Annotated in this window: 21 protein-coding genes; 10 read left to right on the top strand and 11 right to left on the bottom strand. The window is 61.1% G+C overall.

What is annotated here, in order from left to right; all coding sequences use genetic code 11:
* Positions 1-3: 3 nt before the first annotated feature.
* Positions 4-537: a GNAT family N-acetyltransferase gene (locus K5E37_RS01345; RefSeq protein ID WP_221532938.1), complete on the top strand. Its 534-nt coding sequence runs from the start codon at positions 4-6 to the stop codon at positions 535-537.
* Between the two features lie 12 nt (positions 538-549).
* Here the strand turns inward: K5E37_RS01345 and K5E37_RS01340 are convergent, their stop codons facing one another.
* Positions 550-2,178 carry a glucan biosynthesis protein D gene (locus K5E37_RS01340; RefSeq protein ID WP_221532937.1) on the bottom strand — a complete coding sequence of 543 codons (1,629 nt, stop codon included), beginning with the start codon at positions 2,176-2,178 and terminating at the stop codon, positions 550-552.
* A 403-nt stretch (positions 2,179-2,581) separates the two neighbouring features.
* Here K5E37_RS01340 and K5E37_RS01335 point away from each other — a divergent pair, with 403 nt between their 5' ends.
* Positions 2,582-2,767 (top strand): hypothetical protein, encoded by a 186-nt coding sequence (locus K5E37_RS01335; RefSeq protein ID WP_007954656.1) that lies wholly within the window; start codon positions 2,582-2,584, stop codon positions 2,765-2,767.
* Positions 2,768-2,777: 10 nt separating this feature from the next.
* On the opposite strand, the gene K5E37_RS01330 is transcribed toward K5E37_RS01335, so the two are convergent.
* On the bottom strand, positions 2,778-2,981 hold the full coding sequence (locus tag K5E37_RS01330) for a hypothetical protein (protein ID WP_085609154.1): 204 nt from the start codon (positions 2,979-2,981) through the stop codon (positions 2,778-2,780).
* Between the two features lie 99 nt (positions 2,982-3,080).
* Positions 3,081-3,587: a Bro-N domain-containing protein gene (locus tag K5E37_RS01325; RefSeq protein ID WP_221532948.1), complete on the bottom strand. Its 507-nt coding sequence runs from the start codon at positions 3,585-3,587 to the stop codon at positions 3,081-3,083.
* A 488-nt stretch (positions 3,588-4,075) separates the two neighbouring features.
* Here K5E37_RS01325 and K5E37_RS01320 point away from each other — a divergent pair, with 488 nt between their 5' ends.
* Together K5E37_RS01320 and K5E37_RS01315 are read left to right on the top strand one after the other, a co-directional pair.
* Complete coding sequence (locus K5E37_RS01320) at positions 4,076-4,657, top strand: ComF family protein (RefSeq protein ID WP_221532936.1); 582 nt, start codon at positions 4,076-4,078, stop codon at positions 4,655-4,657.
* 5 nt (positions 4,658-4,662) lie between these two features.
* Positions 4,663-5,220, top strand: coding sequence for a hypothetical protein (locus K5E37_RS01315; RefSeq protein WP_085609157.1), 558 nt, complete (start codon positions 4,663-4,665; stop codon positions 5,218-5,220).
* A gap of 58 nt (positions 5,221-5,278) precedes the next feature.
* Here the strand turns inward: K5E37_RS01315 and K5E37_RS01310 are convergent, their stop codons facing one another.
* The 8 genes from K5E37_RS01310 to K5E37_RS01275 all read right to left on the bottom strand — a co-directional run bounded on the left by K5E37_RS01310 (position 5,279) and on the right by K5E37_RS01275 (position 15,244).
* The gene (locus K5E37_RS01310) at positions 5,279-6,763 is read right to left on the bottom strand and encodes an APC family permease (protein ID WP_085609158.1); all 1,485 of its coding nucleotides are present in this window, start codon (positions 6,761-6,763) and stop codon (positions 5,279-5,281) included.
* A 144-nt stretch (positions 6,764-6,907) separates the two neighbouring features.
* Positions 6,908-8,332 carry a gamma-aminobutyraldehyde dehydrogenase gene (locus tag K5E37_RS01305; protein ID WP_007954662.1) on the bottom strand — a complete coding sequence of 475 codons (1,425 nt, stop codon included), beginning with the start codon at positions 8,330-8,332 and terminating at the stop codon, positions 6,908-6,910.
* A gap of 171 nt (positions 8,333-8,503) precedes the next feature.
* Positions 8,504-9,328, bottom strand: coding sequence for an ABC transporter permease (locus K5E37_RS01300; protein WP_085609159.1), 825 nt, complete (start codon positions 9,326-9,328; stop codon positions 8,504-8,506).
* Positions 9,318-10,253 (bottom strand): ABC transporter permease, encoded by a 936-nt coding sequence (locus K5E37_RS01295; RefSeq protein WP_127797030.1) that lies wholly within the window; start codon positions 10,251-10,253, stop codon positions 9,318-9,320. The genes K5E37_RS01300 and K5E37_RS01295 overlap by 11 nt, the downstream gene beginning before the upstream one ends.
* 1 nt (position 10,254) lies before the next feature.
* Positions 10,255-11,292 (bottom strand): ABC transporter ATP-binding protein, encoded by a 1,038-nt coding sequence (locus K5E37_RS01290; RefSeq protein WP_221532935.1) that lies wholly within the window; start codon positions 11,290-11,292, stop codon positions 10,255-10,257.
* Between the two features lie 216 nt (positions 11,293-11,508).
* On the bottom strand, positions 11,509-12,660 hold the full coding sequence (gene ydcS / locus K5E37_RS01285; protein ID WP_221532934.1) for a putative ABC transporter substrate-binding protein YdcS: 1,152 nt from the start codon (positions 12,658-12,660) through the stop codon (positions 11,509-11,511).
* Between the two features lie 82 nt (positions 12,661-12,742).
* A complete protein-coding gene (locus K5E37_RS01280) occupies positions 12,743-14,230 on the bottom strand; it encodes a gamma-aminobutyraldehyde dehydrogenase (RefSeq protein WP_085609163.1) in 1,488 nt (495 codons plus the stop codon).
* A 99-nt stretch (positions 14,231-14,329) separates the two neighbouring features.
* Entirely contained in the window at positions 14,330-15,244 is a 915-nt protein-coding gene (locus K5E37_RS01275) for a LysR family transcriptional regulator (RefSeq protein ID WP_007954670.1), read from the bottom strand.
* 176 nt (positions 15,245-15,420) lie between these two features.
* Between K5E37_RS01275 and K5E37_RS01270 the strand changes: the two genes are divergently transcribed.
* From K5E37_RS01270 to K5E37_RS01245, 6 genes are all read left to right on the top strand, one after another.
* Positions 15,421-16,143, top strand: a complete 723-nt coding sequence (locus tag K5E37_RS01270; RefSeq protein WP_085609164.1) for a tellurite resistance TerB family protein — start codon at positions 15,421-15,423, stop codon at positions 16,141-16,143.
* Between the two features lie 259 nt (positions 16,144-16,402).
* Positions 16,403-18,025 carry a methyl-accepting chemotaxis protein gene (locus K5E37_RS01265; protein WP_085609165.1) on the top strand — a complete coding sequence of 541 codons (1,623 nt, stop codon included), beginning with the start codon at positions 16,403-16,405 and terminating at the stop codon, positions 18,023-18,025.
* Positions 18,025-18,561, top strand: a complete 537-nt coding sequence (locus K5E37_RS01260; protein WP_085748077.1) for a chemotaxis protein CheW — start codon at positions 18,025-18,027, stop codon at positions 18,559-18,561. Before K5E37_RS01265 ends, K5E37_RS01260 begins: the two co-directional genes overlap by 1 nt.
* Complete coding sequence (locus tag K5E37_RS01255; RefSeq protein ID WP_221532933.1) at positions 18,558-19,835, top strand: protein-glutamate O-methyltransferase CheR; 1,278 nt, start codon at positions 18,558-18,560, stop codon at positions 19,833-19,835. Before K5E37_RS01260 ends, K5E37_RS01255 begins: the two co-directional genes overlap by 4 nt.
* The gene (locus K5E37_RS01250; RefSeq protein WP_127797036.1) at positions 19,832-20,515 is read left to right on the top strand and encodes a chemotaxis protein CheW; all 684 of its coding nucleotides are present in this window, start codon (positions 19,832-19,834) and stop codon (positions 20,513-20,515) included. Before K5E37_RS01255 ends, K5E37_RS01250 begins: the two co-directional genes overlap by 4 nt.
* Positions 20,512-22,803 carry a hybrid sensor histidine kinase/response regulator gene (locus K5E37_RS01245; RefSeq protein WP_221532932.1) on the top strand — a complete coding sequence of 764 codons (2,292 nt, stop codon included), beginning with the start codon at positions 20,512-20,514 and terminating at the stop codon, positions 22,801-22,803. Before K5E37_RS01250 ends, K5E37_RS01245 begins: the two co-directional genes overlap by 4 nt.
* Positions 22,804-22,889 lie beyond the last annotated feature (86 nt).

Raw genomic sequence — 22,889 nt, 5'->3', positions numbered from 1 at the left:
GCAATGTTGATCGAGCGTGAGCTGGCTGAATCGGACTTGCCTTTGCTGGCGCTGATCGACCGCAGTGAACTGGTCGAGGAGTGTTATCGCGTGGAAAACGGTGAGCTGGTTCTGTATCCGGCGCGTTTCGACATGCGCGGATGGCCCGAAGGGGAAGCGGAGGAAAATGCGCGGGTATTGGAAAAATGCTGGCGCAGCGGCGGGTGGCTACACGGACTATTCAATGGAGAGACGTTGGTGGCGGCGGTGGTTGTGGATAACCGGGTTATTCACAATCAGGGTTTGAAGATGCGGCAATTGAAGTTTTTGCACATCAGCCGTGCCTGGCGCGGGCAGGGATTGGGCGGGCGGTTGTTCGCCTTGGCTTGCAAGCATGGCCGAGAGGTCGGCGCCGGGGCGTTGTACGTGTCGGCCACCGAGTCGCGCAATACCGTGGAGTTCTATCAGCGCCAGGGTTGCCGGTTGTTGGAACAACCGGATCCCGAGCTGTTTGATCTTGAACCCCACGATATCCACTTGTACTGCCCGTTGGCCTGACGGCTCAACGCATCAAGGGTATTTGCGCTTGTCCGGCGCTGGCGGGAAGTACTGGTACAGCCAGGTCTCGCTCAGCGTGCGGTCGTTGGTGCGGATGAACAGTCGTAGCTCAACTGGCTCAACGCTGTCATTGGTCGGGTACCAGTCGAACAGGATCCGGTAGCCCTTGATGTCATCCAGCACCAGCACGCTGAAATCCTGCACCTTGCCGTTGGAGCAGGTCACCACCGGTTCGATCCCGGTGCCCCGCGGCAGGCGATCCAGACCGCCACCCGTGAAGTCCACGGCAAAACGACGGGCCCAGACCGGCGGGTAATGCTCGCCCGGTGCCCAGCCTTCGACGAATCCACCCATGCCCGAACGGGTCGCATGCACCCGCGCCAGCGGCGTGCCGACCGGCGGCAGGGCGCTCCAGTAGAGCTTGTAGCCGTAGTTCAGCGAGTCGCCGGCGGCTACCGGTTTCTTCGGCGTCCAGAACGCAACAATGTTGTCGAGGGTTTCACCGGTTGTAGGAATTTCCAGCAGATCGATAGAGCCTTCGCCCCAGGCGGTTGTAGGTTCTACCCACAGGCTCGGACGCTTGCTGTACCAGTCGACGGTGTCCTGATAGTTGGCGAATTCGTGGTCGGTCTGCACCAGACCGAAACCTTTCGGATCGGTGTCGGCGAAGGCGTTGAATTGCAGGGTCGCCGGGTTGTTCAGCGGGCGGCAGATCCACTCGCCGTTGCCGCGCCACATGGCCAGACGATCCGAGTCATGGATTTGCGGGTGAATGGTGTCGCACATCCGGCGCTCGTGGGTGCCGCAGCTGAACATGCTGGTCATCGGGGCGATGCCCAGTTGTTCGATGGCAGTGCGGGCGTTGATGTGGGCGTCGACTTCCATCACCACGCGCTCGGCCTGGCAATCGATGTCGAAGCGATAGGCGCCGGTCGCGCTCGGCGAGTCGAGCAGGGCGTAGACCACAAAGCGGGTCGCGTTCTGATCCGGAGTTTCGAACCAGAACTTGGTGAAATCAGGGAATTCTTCGCGTTTCTTGGCGTAGGTGTCGACGGCCAGGCCACGGGCGGAGAGGCCATATTGGCCAGTGGCATCCACCGCGCGGAAGTAGCTGGCGCCGAGGAACGACACCACGTCATGCCGATCCAGTTCCGGTGCCTTGAACAGCTTGAAGCCGGCAAAACCCAGGTCGCCCTTGAGCTGCTGGGTGTCGACCGAAGTGTTTTCATAGTTGAACAGCTGAGGGCGGAAATGCACCTCGCGGGCCGTGCGGGTTTTCGGATCGACGCTGTACATGCGCACCGGCTGACGGAAACCCATGCCGACGTGGAAGAACTGCACATCGAGCTGACCCTTGTTCTCCTTCCACAGCGAATGCTCGCCGTCGTAGCGGATCGCGTTGAAGTTCTGCGGGGTCATGGTCGCCAGGGTCGGCGGCAGCACCTGTTTGGTGTCCTGATACGCGCTGCCGGCCAGTTGCTTGGCCTGGCGCTTCAGCGTCTCGAAGTCGAAGGCCTGGGCTTCACCGTCGGCGGCACCGCCAGAGGCGGCCCAGGCGCGTGCGGCGAGCAGGCCGGAAGCGGAAAGGCCGGTGTAAGCCGCAATGGCCATGGACGCTTTGAGCAAATTCCTGCGGTGCATAGATACAACCTGTCGTGGACAATCCCGCGCCGTTCCTGGCACGTACTGGATCAGAAATTACGGTTCGGACAAGCCTTCGGCCAAACGCTACGGACTAGTAACAGATGCCCGCTAGCTTAATCCGTTCGCTGATTTTGCAAAATTCATTGATAGCACCGCGACAGCGTCTCAATGAAACAAGACGTTACGGTTACTTATCCCACAGCCTTTTCTGATTTATAGGGCATATCTGCTTTTTTCGACTAATTACTCTAAAAACAGCTTTTCAGCGCCGATTTAATTTCTATTCTATGGGCATCGCCGGTCACGACCCATCCGACCGGCAGGGCTCAAATCGCTGCTTAAAGGAGCAGGGCGATGCGGTTTTCGAAAATTTCTGACGTACTGGAAAAGGACATCGTCCATGACAAAAGGACAAGGCATCACCGAAATGTTGGGCATCTTTCCCTGCCTCACCAACGTCCGGCGAAGACGCCGGCTCAGTCCTGACGAGCTGAAACTGGTGGAGCGTTACCGGGAGTTGTCGGAAAGCGACCGGATTGCGATGCGGTATCTGGTGGATGCGATGAGGAGTGTTTCGCGGTTTTGAAACAGGAGGTTCACCGTGAAAGCCATTTGGCTTTCACGGTGGCCAGATCAATCAACTTACCCGCGTCAGCATCGGCGATGCCGACATGGATTGCGTCCAGATGCTTGGCGACCGCGCATTGTTTGACGAATTTTTGCAGGTAGTCTTCAGCAAAACCCTCGTCGCTCGGGATGATTTCGAGAATGGGCGGCAGTGCAGGGATGGCGTTGTGCATCTGTTAGGGACTCGGTCAGAAATTGGTCGAGGTAGATGGTGAACATTGAAGGGGCGGGCTCTGGAGTCCGCCCCTTTTTCATTGGGCCAAGTGAGGCCGTCAGCTACATGTACCCGATACCTGATATGGCTGCTGACCGCGCACCAACTCCGGCATATCACGCCATTTCACCCAAGCCTGTTGTTGCCAGTGCAGCAGCGGCACGGTGACGCCCGCCCAATGCATCGAGCTCAGGCTCGGGCAGTTTTCCGCTGTTGCTGAGCTGGTTTCTCGCAAAATGGGAATCACCTCATTGCTCAGCCATTGGCGCAGATTGCGGTTTTCCGGGATGAAATGGTGGACGAGCAGCGCGTACATGCCGGATTCGCTGACCATCGGTGTCTCGACAACTTTGCCGTACTTGCGCAGGCGGACGATGCGGCGTTGGTCGGGGTCGAGTTTCAGGGTGACGCGTGGGTTCAAAGGATGGCCCATCATGCGGCCCAGATCCTGAGTGCAGAACCAGGCTTGGTGACCGAGTAGGAGGGCGTGGAGGAAGCGGTTGTGGCGGGTGAAGACCGTAGGGGTGAAGTGCGTCTGGGTCTCAGGTGAATTTTGCGCGTGCATAGTCAATTTCTACTCCATGTTGAAATGAGAGCCGCCACTAATCCTTCGACAGATTTGGGTGGCGAACCGCGCGGCGTTCGAAGTCGGAACATTCTCGATCAACATGGAAGCCGAGAGGCCCGCGCCACACGGTCCGCCATAACGCGAATCCGAAAGGCAAAAAAGCCTCGGTTTCTATGGAGGACGCAGTTGCGCCATGTTGATGATGTACCGGCTTCGACCCCGGGCCGCTGATTGGGCAGCGACGGGACAAAGCCTATCGGTCAGGCGCTAGCGGCGCCAAGTCTACGCTGTGGACGCGTAGCGTAGGAAATGTGGCTTCTTCTTGAAGCCTGCATCTGTAGGAAATTCCTGTTTTTGTATGGCGGTCAGCCAGACTGCACCTGAAGCGTGATTTTTCCTTTATTTATTTGAATCTCAGGCATCCCCCGGGTGCTCGGCCCTTGGTCTCAGGGCTTAAAGGATTTTTGTGAATAATGGAGAATTCAATGAAGGTGTCCCTCAAACAGATCAACGGCCCATGGGATCAGGGATGGGTGCTGGACAAGCACATGGTAAGTAGTACCTTTCTCGGCAACGATGATCGCGGACACCCCTGTTTCGATAATCAGCGCACAGAGATTGGTGAGGCGACATACCAGCTCAAATACCAGAAAGACTGGAATCAGGTCGGCCCGCTGGCCCAAGCGGTAGCGACAAATGTGTTCCCTATGTTGGATCAAGTAGGGTTTGTGCTGCCCATGCCAGCTTCAAATGTCCGGCAGCGACAACCGGTTACTGAGGTCGCTCTGGAGTTGGGACGAATTGTCGGGCGGCCGGTTTTCTCGGATTTGCTTCGAAAAGCGACTACGGGAAAGTCGCTCAAGGATCTGCACTCCAAAGCAGAAAAGGTTGCTGCGATTGGAAACAGTTTCAGCGTCAATGACGAAATTACGACAGAGGGATGCTGGAATGTTTTGGTCGTAGACGATTTGTTTGACAGCGGAGCGTCGATGGACGCGGCTTGTGCTGTCTTGCGTGAATATCCGAAGGTGGGGAAGATCTACGTAGCGGCGCTAACCTGGAAGTGAATTCAATGACGACTGTATTTATTGCTGGCTCTATCAACATCAAGAACCTTGATCCTAAGGTTAAGGAGCGTATCAGTAATATCGTTGCGTCTGAATTCGAGGTGGTCGTTGGTGATGCGGGTGGCGCCGATACCTCCATTCAGGAATATCTGCTGAGTCTCGAACGATCCAGAACCACTGTGTTCTGTAGCGGTCCAGCGCCGCGGAACAACCTCGGACAGTGGCCCGCCAGAACAGTGGACTCCAAACACTCCAAAGGATCGAGGGCCTTCTTCACCGAGAAAGACGTGGTGATGGCCGAAGCTGCTGACTACGGCTTGATGATATGGGATGCGAAGAGCACCGGTACGCTCAGCAACGTCATAGAACTGCTGTCGAGAAAGAAGAAGTCCCTTGTCTTCGTCAACAAGGAGAAGGAATTCAAAGTGGTGGGAGACGTCAATCAGCTCGAAGAGTTGATTGCATTCATGTCTGACCACGCCAAGCAAAAAGCCAACGAAAAAATCAAACTGTTCGATCGTATTTCCTCACTGAAATACGATCAGTCCGAGCTTTTCTTTTGATGTTTTGCGTCGGCTTTCTTGAACCCCGGCACTCTATCGGTGCCGGGGTCAAACGCTTTTAGCGACTAACTTTCCACGCATCCCCAGCCGGCGCCTTCCCATGGTCATACGGCTTGCCAATCCACATGTAAATCAACCCCAGCCCAATCACGATCGCCGTGCTCAGCACCATCGCGTAGTTGATGTACCACGCTGCATCCGGCGTGCGTGGCCAGGCCATGTTGATGATTGCGCCGACGCCGTACACCAGCGCGCCGATGTTCACCGGCCAGCCCCAGGCGCCGAGGGTGAATTTGCCGCTCGGTTTCCAGCCTTTGCTGCGGGCGTACAGGGCGGCGAGGACGATCATTTGAAACGCGAGGTAGATGCCGATGGCGGCGAAGCTGACGATGGTGGCCACGGCGTCTTGCAGGAAGAAGCCGAGGGCGATGATCAGGCCGGGCAGGACGCCGGACACGAACAGCGCAGCAACTGGCACTTGGGTCGTAGGAGAAATCTTTTTCAGCAGTCGGCTGCCGATGACCATTTCATCTCGAGCGTAGGAATACAGCAGACGACTCGCCGCCGCTTGCAGGCTGATGACGCAGGAGATGAAGGAAATCATTACCACACCCATCACCACTTTCGAACCGACCGGGCCGAACGCGTTGTTGAGGATGGTGGTGACTGGGTCCTTGTCGGTGCCGTTGATCACCGCTTGCATGTCCGGCACGGCGAGGATCAGTGCCAGGCAGGCGAACATCGCCGCGATGCCGCCGATGTAGATGGTCATGCGCATGGCCACCGGGATTTTCTTGCTCGGGTTCGGGGTTTCTTCGGCCACGTCGCCGCAGGCTTCGAAGCCGTAGTAGAGGAACATCCCCGCCAGCGAAGCGGTGAGGAATGCCGGCAGGTAGGAGCCGTCGACGCTGATGTCGAAGGTGTTGAACAGCACGCTGATTGGCTGGTGACGCTCGAAAATCAGCAGGTACACGCCGACGATCACCGCGCCCACCAGTTCGCAGAGGAAGCCGAACATAGCGATCCGCGCCAGCACTTTGGTGCCGCTGAGGTTCACCAGCGTGGCGAACAGCGTCAGCACCAGGGCGATGACGATGTTGGTGTTGTTGCTCGGCTCAAAACCCAGCATAGCCGCGAGGTACGGGCCGGCGCCGACCGCAACAGCGGCGATGGTCACGCACAGGGCGATGGAGTAGATCCAGCCGACCATCCACGCCCATTTCTTGCCCACCAGGCGACGTGCCCAAGGATAAACGCCACCGGAAATCGGGAACTGCGAAACCACTTCGCCGAAGATCAGGCACACCAGCAATTGCCCGCAACCGACCAGCAAATAGGCCCAGAACATCGGTGGCCCGCCGGCGGCCAGGCACAGGCCGAACAGGGTATAAACCCCTACGACCGGTGACAGATAAGTGAAGCCCAGCGCGAAGTTTTCCCACAGGCTCATGCTGCGGTTGAAGTTGGAGGTGTAGCCCAGTTGGCGCAGTTGTTCGGCATCGCTGTCGGCAACGGCGGCTGAGAGATCGGGTGATGCACTCATGTGTGTTTGCTCCGTGAAATCGGCAGATTTCGGATGGCCGAAGCCGTGGCGGTGCTTGGTGAGCGCCGCCCGGATCGGTAGTTATTGTTTTGAATGCCTGGTGATGCGGATGACCGGTTTCTGCCTTGAAGCCGGGGGATGCCTTTAGTGCTTGAACATCACATGCCGAACCGTGGTGTAGTCCTCCAGTCCGTACATGGACATGTCCTTGCCGTAGCCGGACAGTTTCTGACCGCCATGAGGCATTTCGCTGACAAGCATGAAGTGCGTATTCACCCAGGTGCAGCCGTACTGCAACCGAGCGGACAGTCGATGCGCACGTCCTACATCCGCCGTCCACACCGAGGACGCCAGGCCGTAGTCCGAATCGTTGGCCCATTCCAGCGCCTGCGCCTCATCGGTGAACTTGGTCACCGACACCACCGGCCCGAACACTTCGCGGCGGACGATTTCGTCGTCCTGCTGGGCGTCGGCCAGCACGGTCGGCTCGAAGAAGAAACCGTTGCCGTCCACCGCCTTGCCGCCAGTGATCAAGCGAATGTGCGGTTGCGCCACAGCGCGTTCGACAAACCCGGCCACGCGGTCGCGATGCTGGGCGGTGATCAGCGGCCCGAGTTCCGTGGACGGATCATCTTGCAACCCGTACTTGATGCTGCTGACCGCCGCGCCGAGCTTCTCGACGAACTTGTCGTAGATGCCTTGCTGGGCGTAGATCCGGCAGGCGGCGGTGCAGTCCTGGCCGGCGTTGTAGAAACCGAAGGTACGAATGCCTTCGACTGCCGCGTCGATGTCGGCGTCGTCGAAGATGATTACCGGCGCCTTGCCGCCCAGTTCCATGTGCATGCGTTTGACGCTGTCGGCGGTGCTGGAAATGATGTTCGAACCAGTGGCGATGGAGCCGGTCAGCGAGACCATGCGCACTTTCGGATGGGTCACCAGTGGACTGCCTACGCTCGGCCCACGCCCGAACACCAGATTGAGTACACCGGCCGGGAAAATATCTGACGCCAGTTCGGCCAGACGCAATGCGGTCAGCGGGGTTTGTTCCGACGGCTTGAGCACCACGGTATTACCGGCGGCGAGGGCCGGGGCGATTTTCCAGGCGACCATCATCAGCGGGTAGTTCCACGGCGCGATAGAGGCGATTACGCCCACCGGGTCGCGGCGGATCATTGAGGTGTGGCCGGGCAGGTATTCGCCGCCGGCCGAACCGCTCATGCAACGGCTGGCGCCAGCGAAGAAACGGAACACGTCGGCAATCGCCGGGATCTCGTCATTCAGCGCGGCGCTGTAGGGTTTGCCGCAGTTGTCCGATTCCAGTTTCGCCAGCTCTTCGCCATGTGCTTCGATGGCGTCGGCGAGTTTGAGCAGCAGCAGCGAACGGTCTTTTGGCGTGGTCTGCGACCATTCGGCGAAGGCACTGTCGGCGGCGCGCACGGCGGCATCGACCTGGGCCTCGGTGGCCTCGTTGATTTCCACCAGCACTTCGCCACGCGCCGGGTTGAGCACCGGTTGCGCCGGGCCTTCGCCGTTGACCAGTTGGCCGTTGATCAAGAGTTTGGTTTGCATGTTGTTGTCCTCTTCGAAGCAATTGTTATTTTTCTGAAGAAACCGGGTTCCATTGTGGGAGCGGGCTTGCTCGCGAAAGCGGTGGGTCAGCCGACATCAATGCGGAATGTGATGACCTCTTCGCGAGCAAGCCCGCTCCCACATTTCGATCCGGTTTCTTCAGTTATTCGGTTATTTACCGCCGCTGCCTGCGACGCTCTCGCCACCCCGGGTCAGGTAGTAGGCGCCGAGGATCGGCAGCATGGTCACCAGCATCACGAGCATCGCCACGACGTTGGTCACCGGCACGTCCCGTGGGCGGCTCAGTTGATTGAGCAACCACAGCGGCAAGGTGCGTTCATGGCCGGCGGTGAAAGTGGTGACGATGATTTCGTCGAACGACAGCGCAAATGCGAGCATGCCGCCGGCGAGCAACGCCGAGCCGAGGTTCGGCAGGATGATGTAGCGGAAGGTCTGCCAGCCGTCGGCGCCGAGGTCCATCGACGCCTCGATCAGGCTGTGCGAGGTACGGCGCAAACGGGCGATGACGTTGTTGTAGACGATCACCACGCAGAAGGTCGCGTGGCCGACGATGATGGTGAACATCCCCGGCTCGATCCCCAGCGTCTTGAAGGTCGCCAGCAGCGCGATCCCGGTGATGATCCCCGGCAGTGCGATGGGCAGGATCAGCATCAGCGAAATGCCCTGTTTGCCGAAGAAGTCCCGGCGGTACAGCGCCGCCGAAGCGAGGGTGCCGAGCACCATCGCAATCAACGTGGCGATGGCCGCAATCTGCAACGACAGCTTGATCGCTTCCAGCACATCCGGCCGGGAAAACGCCACGCTGAACCAGTGCAGCGTGAAGCCTTTCGGTGGAAAGCTGAACGCCGCGTCTTCGGTGTTGAAGGCGTAGAGGAAGATGATCAGGATCGGGAAGTGCAGAAACACCAGCCCGCCCCAGGCTGCGATGCGCAGACCGATAGAAGCACGCCCTTGTGATGAAGAGTCAGAGTGCATCGAAGGCCCCCAGTCGTTTGACGATGGACAGGTAGATGGCGATCAGCACGATCGGCACCAGCGTGAACGCCGCAGCCATGGGCATGTTGCCGATCGCACCCTGTTGCGCGTAAACCATGCTGCCGACGAAGTAGCCCGGCGGGCCCACCAGTTGCGGCACGATGAAGTCGCCCAACGTCAGCGAGAACGTGAAGATCGAACCGGCCGCAATCCCCGGCACCGACAGCGGCAGAATCACCTGCATGAAGGTCTGGCGCGGCTTGGCCCCGAGGTCGGCGGAGGCTTGCAGCAACGACGGCGGAAGGCGTTCCAGCGAGGCCTGGATCGGCAGGATCATGAACGGCAGCCAGATGTAGACGAACACCATGAACCGCCCCAGATGCGAGGTCGACAAGGTGCTGCCGCCGACCCCGGGAATCCCCAGAATGAACTGCAGAACCGGCTCCAGCCCCAGGTGCTGAACGAACCACTGCGCCACGCCGCCCTTGGCCAGCAGCAGCGTCCAGGCGTAGGCCTTGACGATGTAACTGGCCCACATCGGCATCATCACCGCGATGTAGAAAAACGCCTTGGTCTTGCCGGTGGTGTAGCGCGCCATGTAGTAGGCAATCGGGAACGCGACGATGGCGCTGGCGATCGACACCACGACGGCCATGCTCAGGGTGCGCAGGATGATGTCGAAATTCGACGGCTGAAACAGCGCGGCGAAATTGGCCAGGGTCAGGTCCGGGGTGACTGCCATCGTGAAATCGTCGAAGGTGTAGAAACCTTGCCACAGCAACATCAACAGCGAGCCGAGATAGATCGCGCCGAACCACAGCAGCGGCGGTATCAGCAGCATCGACAGATACAGGTTCGGCTTGCGATAGAGCAGGTTGGAAAACCTGCGCAACGGCGCCGATTGAGGGAGGGCGAGGGCGGTCATGTCACACCCCGCTCGCAACGGTGTCGTGCAGCGGAATCATCGCTTCCCGCGCCCAGCGCGCACTGATGCGCTGACCGGTCTGGTGCTGCGCGCTGCTGTCGATCCACTGATTATTGGCCTGGCTGATGCTCAGGGTCTGGCCGTTTTCCAGGGTCAGTTCATAGCGGGTGGCGCTGCCTTGATACTGGATATCATGCAGCAGGCCGGTGACTTCGATCTCATGGCTGGCCAGCGGGCCTTCGGCGAAACGCACGTGTTCAGGGCGGATCGAAAACGGCTGCGGATGGCCGCTGAGCTGACGCGCCAGATCGCCGCGAATCACGTTCGAAGTGCCGACGAATTCAGCGACAAACGTGGTGGTGGGTTTCATGTACAGATTGCGCGGGGTGTCGACCTGTTCGATGCGGCCCTTGTTGAACACGGCCACGCGGTCGGACATCGAAAGCGCTTCGGTCTGGTCGTGGGTGACGAAGATGAAGGTGATGCCGAGCTGGCGTTGCAGCTTCTTCAGTTCGCTCTGCATCTGTTCGCGCAGCTTCAGGTCGAGGGCGCCCAGCGGCTCGTCGAGCAACAGCACACGCGGACGATTGACCAGGGCGCGGGCGAGGGCGACACGTTGGCGCTGACCGCCGGACAACTGCACCGGTTTGCGGGCGCCGTAGCCACCGAGGGCGACCATGTCCAACGCTTCTTCGGCGCGTTTGTGGCGCTCGGTTTTGCTTACGCCTTTGACCTTCAGGCCGTAGGCAACGTTGTCCAGCACGTTCATGTGCGGGAACAGCGCGTAATCCTGAAACACCGTGTTTACGTCGCGTTGATAGGGCGGCAGACCGGCGGCTTCGGCGCCGTGAATGCGGATCGAGCCAGCGCTCGGTTGCTCGAACCCGGCGATCAGGCGCAGACACGTGGTCTTGCCCGAACCGGAAGGGCCGAGCATGGAAAAGAACTCGCCGTCCTGGATGTCGATGGAAACCCGGTCAACGGCTTTCACTTCGCCGAACTGCCGGGAAACGTTGGTGAACTGGACTGCAAGCGTCATGGTGCGGTGCTCCGAAAAGGCGAGGGTCGTCGCAGCGGCCCTGCCTGGACTTCTGAAAAACAGTATTCGAATTGATCGTTCCCACGCTCTGCGTGGGAATGCAGCCCGTGACGCTCTGCGTCAGCTCATGCGAATGGACGCGGAGCGTCCGGTGATGCATTCCCACGCGGACGGTTCGACGCCTCGACGTGGGAACGATCGGGCTAGAGCGGCGTGTCAGCGACCGCCCATAATCGCAATGTAGTCCTGCGTCCACCGGCTATAAGGCACAAACTTCCCACCCTCAGCCTGCGGTGTTTTCCAGAAGGCGATCTTGTCGAACTGATCGAACCCGTTGGTCTTGCAGCCTTCAGCGCCGAGCAATTCACTGCCCTGACACGCCGCCGGAACCGCCGGCAACGAGCCAAACCACGCCGCCACATCACCCTGGACTTTCGGCTGCAGCGACCAGTCCATCCACTTGTACGCGCAGTTCGGGTGCTTGGCCTCGGCGTGCAGCATGGTGGTGTCGGCCCAACCGGTGGCGCCTTCTTTCGGTACGGTCGACGCGATCGGCTGTTTCTCGTTGATCAGGCCGTTTACCTGATACGGCCAGGCGCTGGACGCGACCACGCCTTCGTTCTTGAAGTCGCTCATCTGCACCGTGGTGTCGTGCCAGTAGCGGTGAATCAGCTTCTGCTGGGCGCGCAACAGTTCCAGCACAGCCTTGTACTGATCTTCAGTGAGTTGATACGGATCCTTGATCCCCAGCTCAGGCTTGGTGGATTTCAGGTACAGCGCCGCGTCGGCGATGTAGATCGGGCCGTCGTAGGCTTGCACGCGGCCCTTGTTCGGCTTGCCGTCAGGCAGGTTCTGCGCGTCGAACACCACGTTCCAGCTGGTCGGCGCAGTCTTGAACACGTTGGTGTTGTACATCAGCACATTCGGGCCCCACTGGTACGGGGTGCCGTAGGTCTGATTGCTGACCACGTACCACGGCGCGTCTTTCAGGCGCGGGTCGAGAGATTTCCAGTTCGGGATCAACGCGGTGTTGATCGGCTGCACACGCTTGCCGACGATCAACCGCAACGAGGCATCGCCCGACGCTGTCACCAGGTCGTAACCGCCCTTGGCCATCAGACTGACCATTTCGTCAGAGGTGGCGGCAGTTTTCACATTGACCTTGCAGCCGGTTTCCTTCTCGAAACCGGTCACCCAGTCGTAGGCCTTGTCGCTTTCACCGCGTTCGATGTAGCCGGGCCAGGCGACGATATCCAGCTGGCCTTCGCCGGCGCCGACGGCTTTCAGCGGCTCGGCGGCCTGCAGGCTGGCGCTGGCCAGCAGGGCCGTGGTGATTGCACTGAGCAGTGCGGTCTTGTGCACGAACATGGTGAACCCTCTTCTTCAAATTATGGTCGGGGCAGTTGTGAACGCGGTGAAGCATGCCGTGGTCGGCTTGTTATTAGCGTAGTCAGAGATGCTGGCCGTGGCGGGCCATGATGTGCCGCACCACGCTGTAGTCCTGTAGCGAATCGCTGGATAAGTCTTTGCCGTAACCGGAGCGTTTCAGCCCGCCGTGGGGCATTTCGCTGACCAGCATGAAATGGCTGTTGATCCAGGTGCAGCCGTATTGCAGGCGCGCGGCGACTTGCATCGCCTTGTCCAGGTTCTGCGTCCACACCGACGAGGCGAGGCCGTATTCCGAGTCGTTGGCCCAGTCCACCGCTTGCGCCAGTTCATCGAAGCGGGTCACGGTCACCACCGGGCCGAACACTTCGCGCTGGACGATTTCATCGCTCTGTTTGCAACCGGCCAGCAGGGTTGGCTGATAGAAGAACCCGGCACCGGAATGCACGGCCGCACCGGTCACTCGTTCGATGTGCGGCTGACCGAGGGCGCGCTCGACGAAACTGGCCACGCGGTCGCGCTGGCGGGTACTGATCAGCGGGCCGATTTCGTTATCCGCATCGCGTTTGCCGGCGAAGCGCAGGCTGCTGACCGCCGCACCGAGTTCGGCCACTAACTTGTCGTGAATCCCCGCCTGGGCGTAGATCCGGCAAGCCGCCGTGCAGTCCTGCCCGGCGTTGTAATAGCCATAAGTGCGCACGCCCTCGACCACGGCTTTAATGTCGGCGTCGTTGCACACGATCACCGGGGCCTTGCCGCCGAGTTCGAGGTGGGTGCGCTTGAGGGTTTTGGCGGCGGCCTGGAGGATTTTCTGGCCGGTGACGATATCGCCGGTCAGCGACACCATGCGCACTTTCGGATGGCCAACCAGGTGACTGCCGACGCCTTCGCCGCCACCGCAGACAATGTTGATCACCCCGCGCGGCAAGATTTCGGCCAGCGCTGGCGCCAGCGCCAGAATCGACAGCGGCGTGTGCTCGGACGGCTTGAACACCAGTGTATTGCCGGCGGCGAGGGCCGGGGCGATCTTCCACGCGGCCATCATGATCGGGTAGTTCCACGGCGCAATTGAGGCGACGACGCCAATCGGGTCGCGGCGCACCATGCTCGTGTAGCCCGGCACGTATTCGCCGCTGAGCTGGCCGGTCTGGCAGCGCACGGCGCCGGCGAAGAAGCGGAATACATCGACGGTGGCGGTCAAATCGTCCTGACGCGCCAGGTGCAGCGGCTTGCCGCAGTTCAGGGCTTCGAGGCGGGCGAGGTGGTCGGCGTGTTTTTCGACGGCGTTGGCGATTTCCAGCAGCAGGTTCGAGCGTTGTTGCGGGGTGGTGCGCGACCACTCGGCAAAGGCGCGGTGGGCGGCGAGGATGGCGGCTTCGACTTGCTCGGTGCTGGCTTCGGCGATCTGGGTCAGGACTTCGCCGGTGGCCGGGTTGAGGATCGGCTCGACAAAACCCTGACCGGCGACCAGTTCGCCGTCGATCAGCAACGCGGTGTGCATGTGGGTCTGCGCGCCAGCCATTTTCCGTGATCTCTTTTCTTGTATGGCCATGTTGCTCCCTGTTCCGGGAGCCGACCGTCTTATAGATGCAGCAAGACTAGTGCGCGGCTCCGGGGTCGACAAATTCTAAATACTGAAGGTGGCATTCGATTAAATAGATGGCTTGCGTCCGCCGTGCGGCTGTTCGCGAGCAACGGTCAGGAAGGGATCGACCAGCGCGGGGCGGGCGGTGCCGCGACGCCAGGCCAGGCCGACGTCGAGGGTCTGGTTGAGGTCGGCAATCGGCCGGGCTTCGATGATGTCGCCTTCCAATGACCATGGGCGGTAGGTCATGTCGGGTTGGATCGAGACGCCGAGACCCGCCGCTACCAGGCTTCGCACTGCCTCGGTGGACGCGGTTCTTAGGGTGATCTTCGGTTGCAGTCCCGCGCCGCGCCACAGGCGTTGGGCGTTGCGATCCATCTCGTCGACGTTCAGTTGAATCAGCGGCTCCCGGGCGACATCGGCGAGGTTGATGCTGTCGTGTTCCAGCAGCGGATGTTGGGCCGGCAACCACAGCCGGTGCGGCGAGTGGGTCAGCACTTCGGTCTGCAGGGCGTGGCGGTCTTCGAGGTTGGAGAGGATCAGCACACCGACATCGATCTCGCCGCTGACCAGCAGATGCTCGATGTACGGCCGTTCATCCTCCATCACGCGGATCTCGACATTGGGGTAGGCGCGCTGGAAACGGGTGAGCAAATCCGCCAGGTAATAACCGGCCACCAGACTGGTCACCCCGACGATCAACTGCCCGGCGACCTGATCGGTGCTCTGTTGCAGGCTGCGTTTGGCGTTGTCCACGGTCGCCAGAATCAGGTGCGCCTGGCGCAGGAACTGGTGTCCCTGATGGGTAAGCGTCATGCCCTTGGCGTGGCGATTGAACAGGCTGACGCCGATTTCTTCCTCCAGTTGCTGGATAGCCAGGGTCAGGGTCGATTGGGAAATGAACGCGGTTTGCGCGGCGGCGGAGATCGAGCCGGTCTCGGCCACGGCGATGAAATGGCGGATCTGACGCAAGGTCATCATGGAAGGATTACCCGGTGGGCGGTTTTTATAGATTGCCTCGAGTGTATATCTATTTTTACGAAGGGCTGCTGTGGTTCAGGCAACATCTGGAAGCACACTTGCGCCCAAGTGACGGGCACTTTCGAACTAGGCTGAAGGCCTTATTGATCCGGATAACCCCTGTTTGGAGACGGAACATGAACACCCGTGGATTGCTCGATCAACTCCTCAAGTCCGGCCAGGATCTGCTGCAGAACAAGGCGGGCGGGGCGCAGAACAAACCGGCGGCCGGTGGTCTGGGCGGCTTGCTGGGCGGATCTTCCAGTAATGGCGCACTCGGTGGTTTGCTGTCAGGCGCAGGCGGCGGTGCTTTGGCGGCCGGCGCCATGGGCCTGCTGCTGGGCAGCAAAAAGGCCCGCAAGGTTGGCGGTAAAGTCGCCCTCTACGGTGGCCTCGCCGCACTGGGCGTGATCGCCTACAAAGCCTACGGCAACTGGAACGCCCAGAAAGGCACCGCCCCACAAAGCGAGCCGCAAACCCTTGATCGCCTGCCACCCGCCCAGGTCGAACAACACAGCCAGGCCATCCTCAAGGCCCTGGTCGCCGCCGCCAAGGCCGACGGCCACATCGACGACCGCGAACGCCAATTGATCGAAGGCGAATTCACCAGACTCGACAACGATCAGGAGCTCAAACACTGGCTCCACGCCGAACTCAACAAACCCCTCGACCCCACCGACGTCGCCCGCGCGGCGAGCACGCCGGAAATGGCCGCCGAAATGTACGTGGCGAGCGTGATGATGGTGGATGAGGAAAACTTCATGGAGAAGAGCTATCTGGATGAACTGGCGCGGCAGTTGAAGCTGGAGCCGGGGTTGAAGGTGGAGCTGGAGAAGCAGGTCCGTGTAGCTACCCAGTGAAGCCGCTGTCAGCGATATCAGAACCCGCGATCCCGCACAGGATGGCGGGTTCTTTCGTTGCGGCAGTTGAAATGGCCAATCCATCGCCCCTTTTTGCCATTGCGTCACTGGCACGCTGACCGCTGATTGCCGGAAAGTCCCAGTCCAGAGCCCATCGCGTTTCATGACCGAAAGGCCTGAGCGCGGCAAACCGTCTTATAAATGAAACACCGCCCTCAGCTATACTCCCCCGCATTTCGACCCGCCCCGAGGACTGACTGTGAAGAACTGGACGTTGCGCCAACGCATTTTGGCGAGCTTTGCGGTGATTATCGCCATCATGCTGCTGATGGTGGTCGTCTCGTATTCGCGGCTGCTGAAGATCGAAGCCAGTGAAAACAGCGTCCGTGACGACGCGATTCCCGGCGTCTATTACAGCTCGATGATTCGTGGCGCGTGGGTCGACAGTTATCTGCAGACCCAGGAGTTGCTCGGCCTCAAGCAGGGCGAGGGCATCAGCACTGAAGATGCGGCGGACTACAAGGCGTTCGAAACCCGCTTGCAGGAGCAGATGGCCAACTACCGCAGCACTATGGCGACGGATGAAGACCGTAACGAATTCGCTGCTTTCGAGAAGTATCACGACGCTTACATGCAGATCCAGAACTCGGTTCTGGACCTGCACAAGCGCAATCTGGAAGCCGATGCGGTCAAGCTGTTCAATGAGAAACTGACGCCGACCTGGTACAGCGGCCGGATGAAACTCAACGACATCATTGGCGAGAACAAGAAAGTCGCCGATCAGGCCATGGCCAACATTGACGAAGCGGTATCGGCGGCCAAGGTCAGCATGTTCATCTCGTTGCTGATCGCCGTGCTGGCGGCCGGCCTCTGCGGTCTGCTGCTGATGCGCGCGATCATGGCGCCGATGAACCGCATCGTGCAGATCCTCGACATCATGCGCACCGGCGATCTGAGCAGCCGCCTGAACCTCGACCGCAAGGACGAGTTCGGCGCCGTGGAAACCGGCTTCAACGACATGATGACCGAGCTCACTTCGCTGGTGTCCCAGGCCCAGCGCTCGTCGGTGCAGGTCACCACGTCGGTGACCGAGATCGCCGCTACGTCCAAGCAACAACAGGCGACCGCCACCGAAACCGCCGCCACCACGACTGAAATCGGCGCGACGTCCCGCGAGATCGCGGCGACCTCCCGTGATCTGGTGCGTACCATGACCGAAGTCTCCACCGCCGCCGATCAGGCCTCGGTGCTGGCCGGTTCCGGGCAGCAAGGCCTGGCGCGCATGGAAGACACCATGCACTCGGTGATGGGCGCGGCGGATCTGGTGAACGCCAAACTGGCGATCCTCAACGAGAAGGCCGGCAACATCAATCAGGTGGTCGTGACCATCGTCAAGGTCGCCGACCAGACCAACCTGCTGTCCCTGAACGCCGCGATCGAAGCGGAGAAGGCCGGTGAATACGGTCGCGGTTTCGCCGTGGTCGCCACTGAAGTTCGGCGTCTGGCGGATCAGACCGCTGTCGCGACTTACGACATCGAACAGATGGTCCGCGAGATCCAGTCGGCGGTGTCCGCCGGGGTGATGGGCATGGACAAGTTCTCCGAGGAAGTGCGTCGCGGCATGGCCGAAGTGCAGCAGGTCGGCGAGCAGCTGTCGCAGATCATCCATCAAGTGCAGGCGCTGGCGCCGCGGGTGTTGATGGTCAACGAGGGCATGCAGGCCCAGGCCACCGGTGCCGAGCAGATCAACCACGCGCTGGTGCAGCTGGGTGATGCCAGCAGCCAGACGGTCGAGTCGTTGCGTCAGGCCAGTTTCGCCATCGACGAACTGAGCCAGGTGGCCGTGGGCCTGCGCAGCGGCGTTTCGCGATTCAAAGTCTGATGAGCGAAATCACCGCCAAACGCAGCGCTGCACCGGTGGCGAAGCAGGCGTTGTTCCTGCTGTTTCGCATCGGCAGCGAACGCTACGCCTTGCGTGCCACGGAAGTGGCCGAAGTGCTGCCGCGCCTGCCGTTGAAGCCGATTGCCCGGGCGCCGCACTGGGTGGCGGGAGTGTTTGCCTATCGCGGCACGGTGGTGCCGGTGATCGACCTCAGTGCCCTGACCTTCGGCCATCCTGCGGAAGCGCGCACCAGCACGCGACTGGTGCTGGTGCATTACCGCGCGGATGACTCGCAACCCTCGCAATGGCTGGGCCTGATCCTCGAACAGGCCACCGATACCCTGCGTTGCAACCCGGATGATTTTCAGCCGTACGGCCTCGACAATCGTCAGGCGCCGTACCTCGGCCCGGTGCGTGAAGACGCGCAAGGGCTGGTGCAGTGGGTGCGGGTCAACGACTTGCTTGACGAGTCGGTGCGTACGCTGTTGTTCCCGACACCGCCGCTGGACCCGGCGCGGCTTGAGGAGCAGCCATGAGCAGCGACCAGCGCTTCTTCGACTTCCTCAAGGAACGCATCGGCCTTGACGTCGCCTCGGTCGGGCCGGCGATCATCGAGCGGGCCGTGCGCCAGCGCATCACCCTGTCGCAAACGGTGAATGCCGATGAGTACTGGCAGACGCTGCAAGGCTCGCGGGATGAACAGCAGGCGCTGATCGAAGCGGTGATCGTCCCCGAGACCTGGTTTTTCCGTTACCCGGAATCCTTCGCCACCCTCGGCAAACTGGCGCGCAAACGTCTGGGCGAACTGAACAACATGCGTGCGCTGCGCATCCTCAGCCTGCCGTGTTCCACCGGGGAAGAACCCTATTCGATTGCCATGGCCTTGCTCGATGCGGGCCTCAAGCCCCATCAATTCAAAGTCGATGGCATGGACGTCAGCCCCTTGTCAGTGGACAAGGCGCGGCGCGCGCTATACGGCAAGAACTCATTTCGCGGCCAGGAACTGGACTTTCGTGAGCGGCATTTTTTCGCCGAGAACGAAGGCTATCGGGTGAATGAAATTGTCCGCGAGCAGGTGCGCCTGCATGTCGGCAACGTGCTTGATCCTTCATTGCTGGTCAACGAGCCGCCGTTCGATTTCGTGTTCTGCCGCAACCTGCTGATCTATTTCGATCAGCCAACCCAACAGCAGGTGTTCGCAGTGCTGAAGCGCCTGACCCATGTCGATGGCGTGCTGTTTATCGGCCCGGCCGAGGGCAGCCTGCTCGGGCGGTTGGGCATGCGTTCGATCGGGATTCCGCAGTCATTCGCCTTCAGTCGTCATAGCGAGCCGCAGCTCGAACCGTTGCCGATGCCGACCGCGATTCCGGTGCCGTTGCCTGTGCGCCAACCGGTGCGCAGCACGCCACCGCCGCCGGTGCGCAATCGTCCGTTTGCTGGCGTGACGCCGATGCCGGCGACAGCTAAAAGCACTAATCCCGACGCCGCGACGTTGCTGGCCAACATCGCCGCCCTGGCCAACGAAGGCAAAAGTGCCGAGGCCCGGGCCGCGTGCGAACAGTATTTGCGCAGTCATGAGCCGGTGGCCCAGGTGTTTTACTGGCTCGGCCTGCTGAGCGATGTCGCCGGCAGCGCCCTCGAAGCCCAGGGCTTTTACCGCAAGGCGCTGTACCTCGAACCGCAACACCCCGAAGCCTTGATGCACCTGGCTGCATTGCTGCAGGCCCAGGGCGACACGGCCGGCGCCAGACGATTGCAGGAGCGCGCCGCCCGCAGCGACCGCACCGCCGACAGTGAGCGTAAACGATGATCCCGTCCGACACCTTGAACGTCACCCACGAAGACGCCCGGGCCATCGACGATTGCTGGAATCGCATCGGCATCCACGGCGACAAGTCCTGTCCGCTGCTGGGCGAGCACATCCATTGCCGCAATTGCTCGGTGTATTCCGCCGCGGCCACGCGTTTGCTCGACCGCTATGCGTTGCAGCAGGATGAGCGTGATCCGGTGGCGACCCAGGTCGAAGCCGAGCTGAAGACCCGTTCGCTATTGATGTTCCGCCTCGGCGAAGAATGGCTCGGCCTGGCCACCCGCAGTCTGGTGGAGGTTGCGCCGTTGCAGGCGATTCACTCGCTGCCGCACCAGCGCTCCCGAGCCTTGCTCGGCGTGGCGAACGTGCGCGGTGCGCTGGTGGCGTGTCTGTCGCTGGTCGAACTGCTCGACCTCGACAGCAACGTAGCCCCGGCGACCGGCGCGCGAATCATGCCGCGCATGCTGATCATCTCGGCCCAGGGCGGGCCGGTGGTGGTGCCGGTGGACGAAGTCGACGGGATTCACGCCATCGACGAGCGAATCCTCGATGCCGCGTCACGTTCCGGCGCACAGGCCAGCGCCAAATACACCCGAGGCGTGCTGCCTTTCAAAGGTCGCAGCCTGCGTTGGCTGGATGAAGAACAGCTGTTGTCCGCCGTGTCCCGGAGCCTCACATGACCCCCGAGCAAATGCGCGACGCCTCCTTGCTCGAGCTGTTCAGCCTCGAAGCCGAAGCCCAGACCCAGGTGCTCAGCGCCGGGCTGCTGGCGCTGGAGCGCAACCCGACCCAGGCCGATCAGCTCGAGTCGTGCATGCGTGCGGCGCACTCGCTGAAAGGCGCGGCGCGGATCGTCGGCATCGACAGCGGCGTCAGCGTCGCCCATGTGATGGAAGATTGTCTGGTCAGCGCTCAGGAAGGGCGGTTGTTCCTGCGCCCGGAACATATAGACGCGTTGTTGCAGGGCACCGATTTGCTGATGCGCATCGCCACCCCGGCCAATGGCCCGCAGCCGGCGGACATCGAGGCTTACGTGGCGTTGATGGGCGGTTTGCTCGATCCGACGGCACCGGCCGTGGTGCCCGCCGCTCCGAGTGCTCCAGTGATGGCGGAGTTGCAGCTTCAGCCGCCGGTGGTTGAACCAACCCCGGTTGAAATTCCCGTTGAGGTTGCCGAGCCGGAACCCGCGCCGCGCAAGAGCAAGCGCACCACCGAAGGTGGCGAGCGAGTGCTGCGGGTCACCGCCGAACGCCTGAACAGCCTGCTCGATCTGTCGAGCAAGTCCCTGGTGGAAACTCAGCGCCTCAAACCGCACCTGGCCACCATGCAGCGTCTCAAGCGCATGCAGAACAACGGCCTGCGAGCGCTGGAAAGTCTTAACGTTCATCTCAAGGAACACGCCCTGAGCCTTGAGGCTCAAGAGGCACTGGAAGACGCGCGGCGTTTGCTCGCCGAATCCCAGCAACTGCTGGCAGAGAAAAACGCCGAACTCGACGAGTTTGCCTGGCAAGCGAGTCAGCGCGCGCAAGTGCTCTATGACACCGCGCTGGCCTGCCGCATGCGACCGTTCGCCGATGTGCTGTCCGGGCAGGTGCGGATGGTGCGCGACCTCGGTCGCAGTCTCGGCAAGCAGGTGCGGCTGGAGATCGAGGGTGAGAAGACTCAGGTCGACCGCGATGTGCTGGAAAAACTCGAAGCACCGCTCACGCACCTGCTGCGCAACGCGGTCGATCACGGCATCGAAACCCCGGAAGAACGCCTGCTCAAAGGCAAGTCCGAAGAAGGCCTGATCCGTCTGCGTGCTTCGCATCAGGCCGGTCTGCTAGTGCTGGAATTGAGCGACGACGGCAACGGTGTGGATCTGGAGAAGGTCCGCCGCAGCATCGTTGAACGCCAGTTGTCGCCAGCGGAAACCGCCGCTCAGTTGAGTGAAGAAGAACTGCTGACTTTCCTTTTCCTGCCGGGTTTCAGCCTGCGCGACAAAGTCACCGAAGTGTCCGGCCGTGGCGTCGGCCTCGACGCCGTTCAGCACATGGTCCGCCAGTTGCGCGGTGCGGTGGTGCTGGAGCAGACGGCGGGCGAGGGCAGTCGCTTCCATCTGGAAGTGCCGCTGACCCTGTCGGTGGTACGTAGCCTGGTGGTGGAAGTCGGCGACGAGGCCTACGCGTTCCCGCTGGCGCACATCGAGCGCATGTGCGATCTGGCGCCGGAGGACATCGTGCAGGTCGAAGGGCGCCAGCATTTCTGGCACGAAGGCCGACATGTCGGTCTGGTCGCGGCCAGTCAGTTGTTGCAACGTCCGGCCAGTCAGAACAGCGGCGATACGCTGAAAGTCGTGGTGATCCGCGAGCGCGATGCAATCTACGGCGTGGCGGTCGAGCGCTTCATCGGCGAGCGCACGCTGGTGGTGCTGCCGCTGGACGAGCGGCTGGGCAAGGTGCAGGACATTTCCGCCGGTGCCTTGCTCGACGATGGCTCGGTGGTGCTGATCGTCGACGTCGAAGACATGCTGCGTTCGGTGGACAAACTGCTCAACACCGGGCGTCTGGAGCGCATCGCGCGTCACGGCCATCAGGCCGCAGAAGCCGCGCGCAAACGGATTCTGGTGGTCGACGATTCGCTGACCGTGCGCGAGTTGCAACGCAAGCTGCTGCTCAATCGCGGCTACGACGTGGCCGTCGCGGTGGACGGCATGGACGGCTGGAACGCCCTGCGCTCAGAGAACTTCGATCTGCTGATCACCGACATCGACATGCCGCGCATGGACGGCATCGAACTGGTCTCGCTGCTGCGCCGCGACAACCGTCTGCAATCGCTGCCGGTGATGGTGGTGTCGTACAAGGATCGCGAGGAAGATCGCCGCCGTGGACTGGACGCCGGCGCCGACTATTATCTGGCCAAGGCCAGTTTTCATGACGACGCCCTGCTCGACGCGGTGGTTGAGCTCATCGGAGGAGCGCGGGCATGAAGATCGCAATCGTCAACGACATGCCTCTGGCGGTGGAGGCCCTGCGTCGTGCGCTGGCCTTCGAGCCGGCGCATCAGGTGGTGTGG

It is taken from the genome of Pseudomonas sp. RIT778 (assembly GCF_019718735.1).
Classification (GTDB): Bacteria; Pseudomonadota; Gammaproteobacteria; order Pseudomonadales; family Pseudomonadaceae; genus Aquipseudomonas; species Aquipseudomonas aphyarum.
This window is presented reverse-complemented; position numbering and strand designations above follow the sequence as displayed.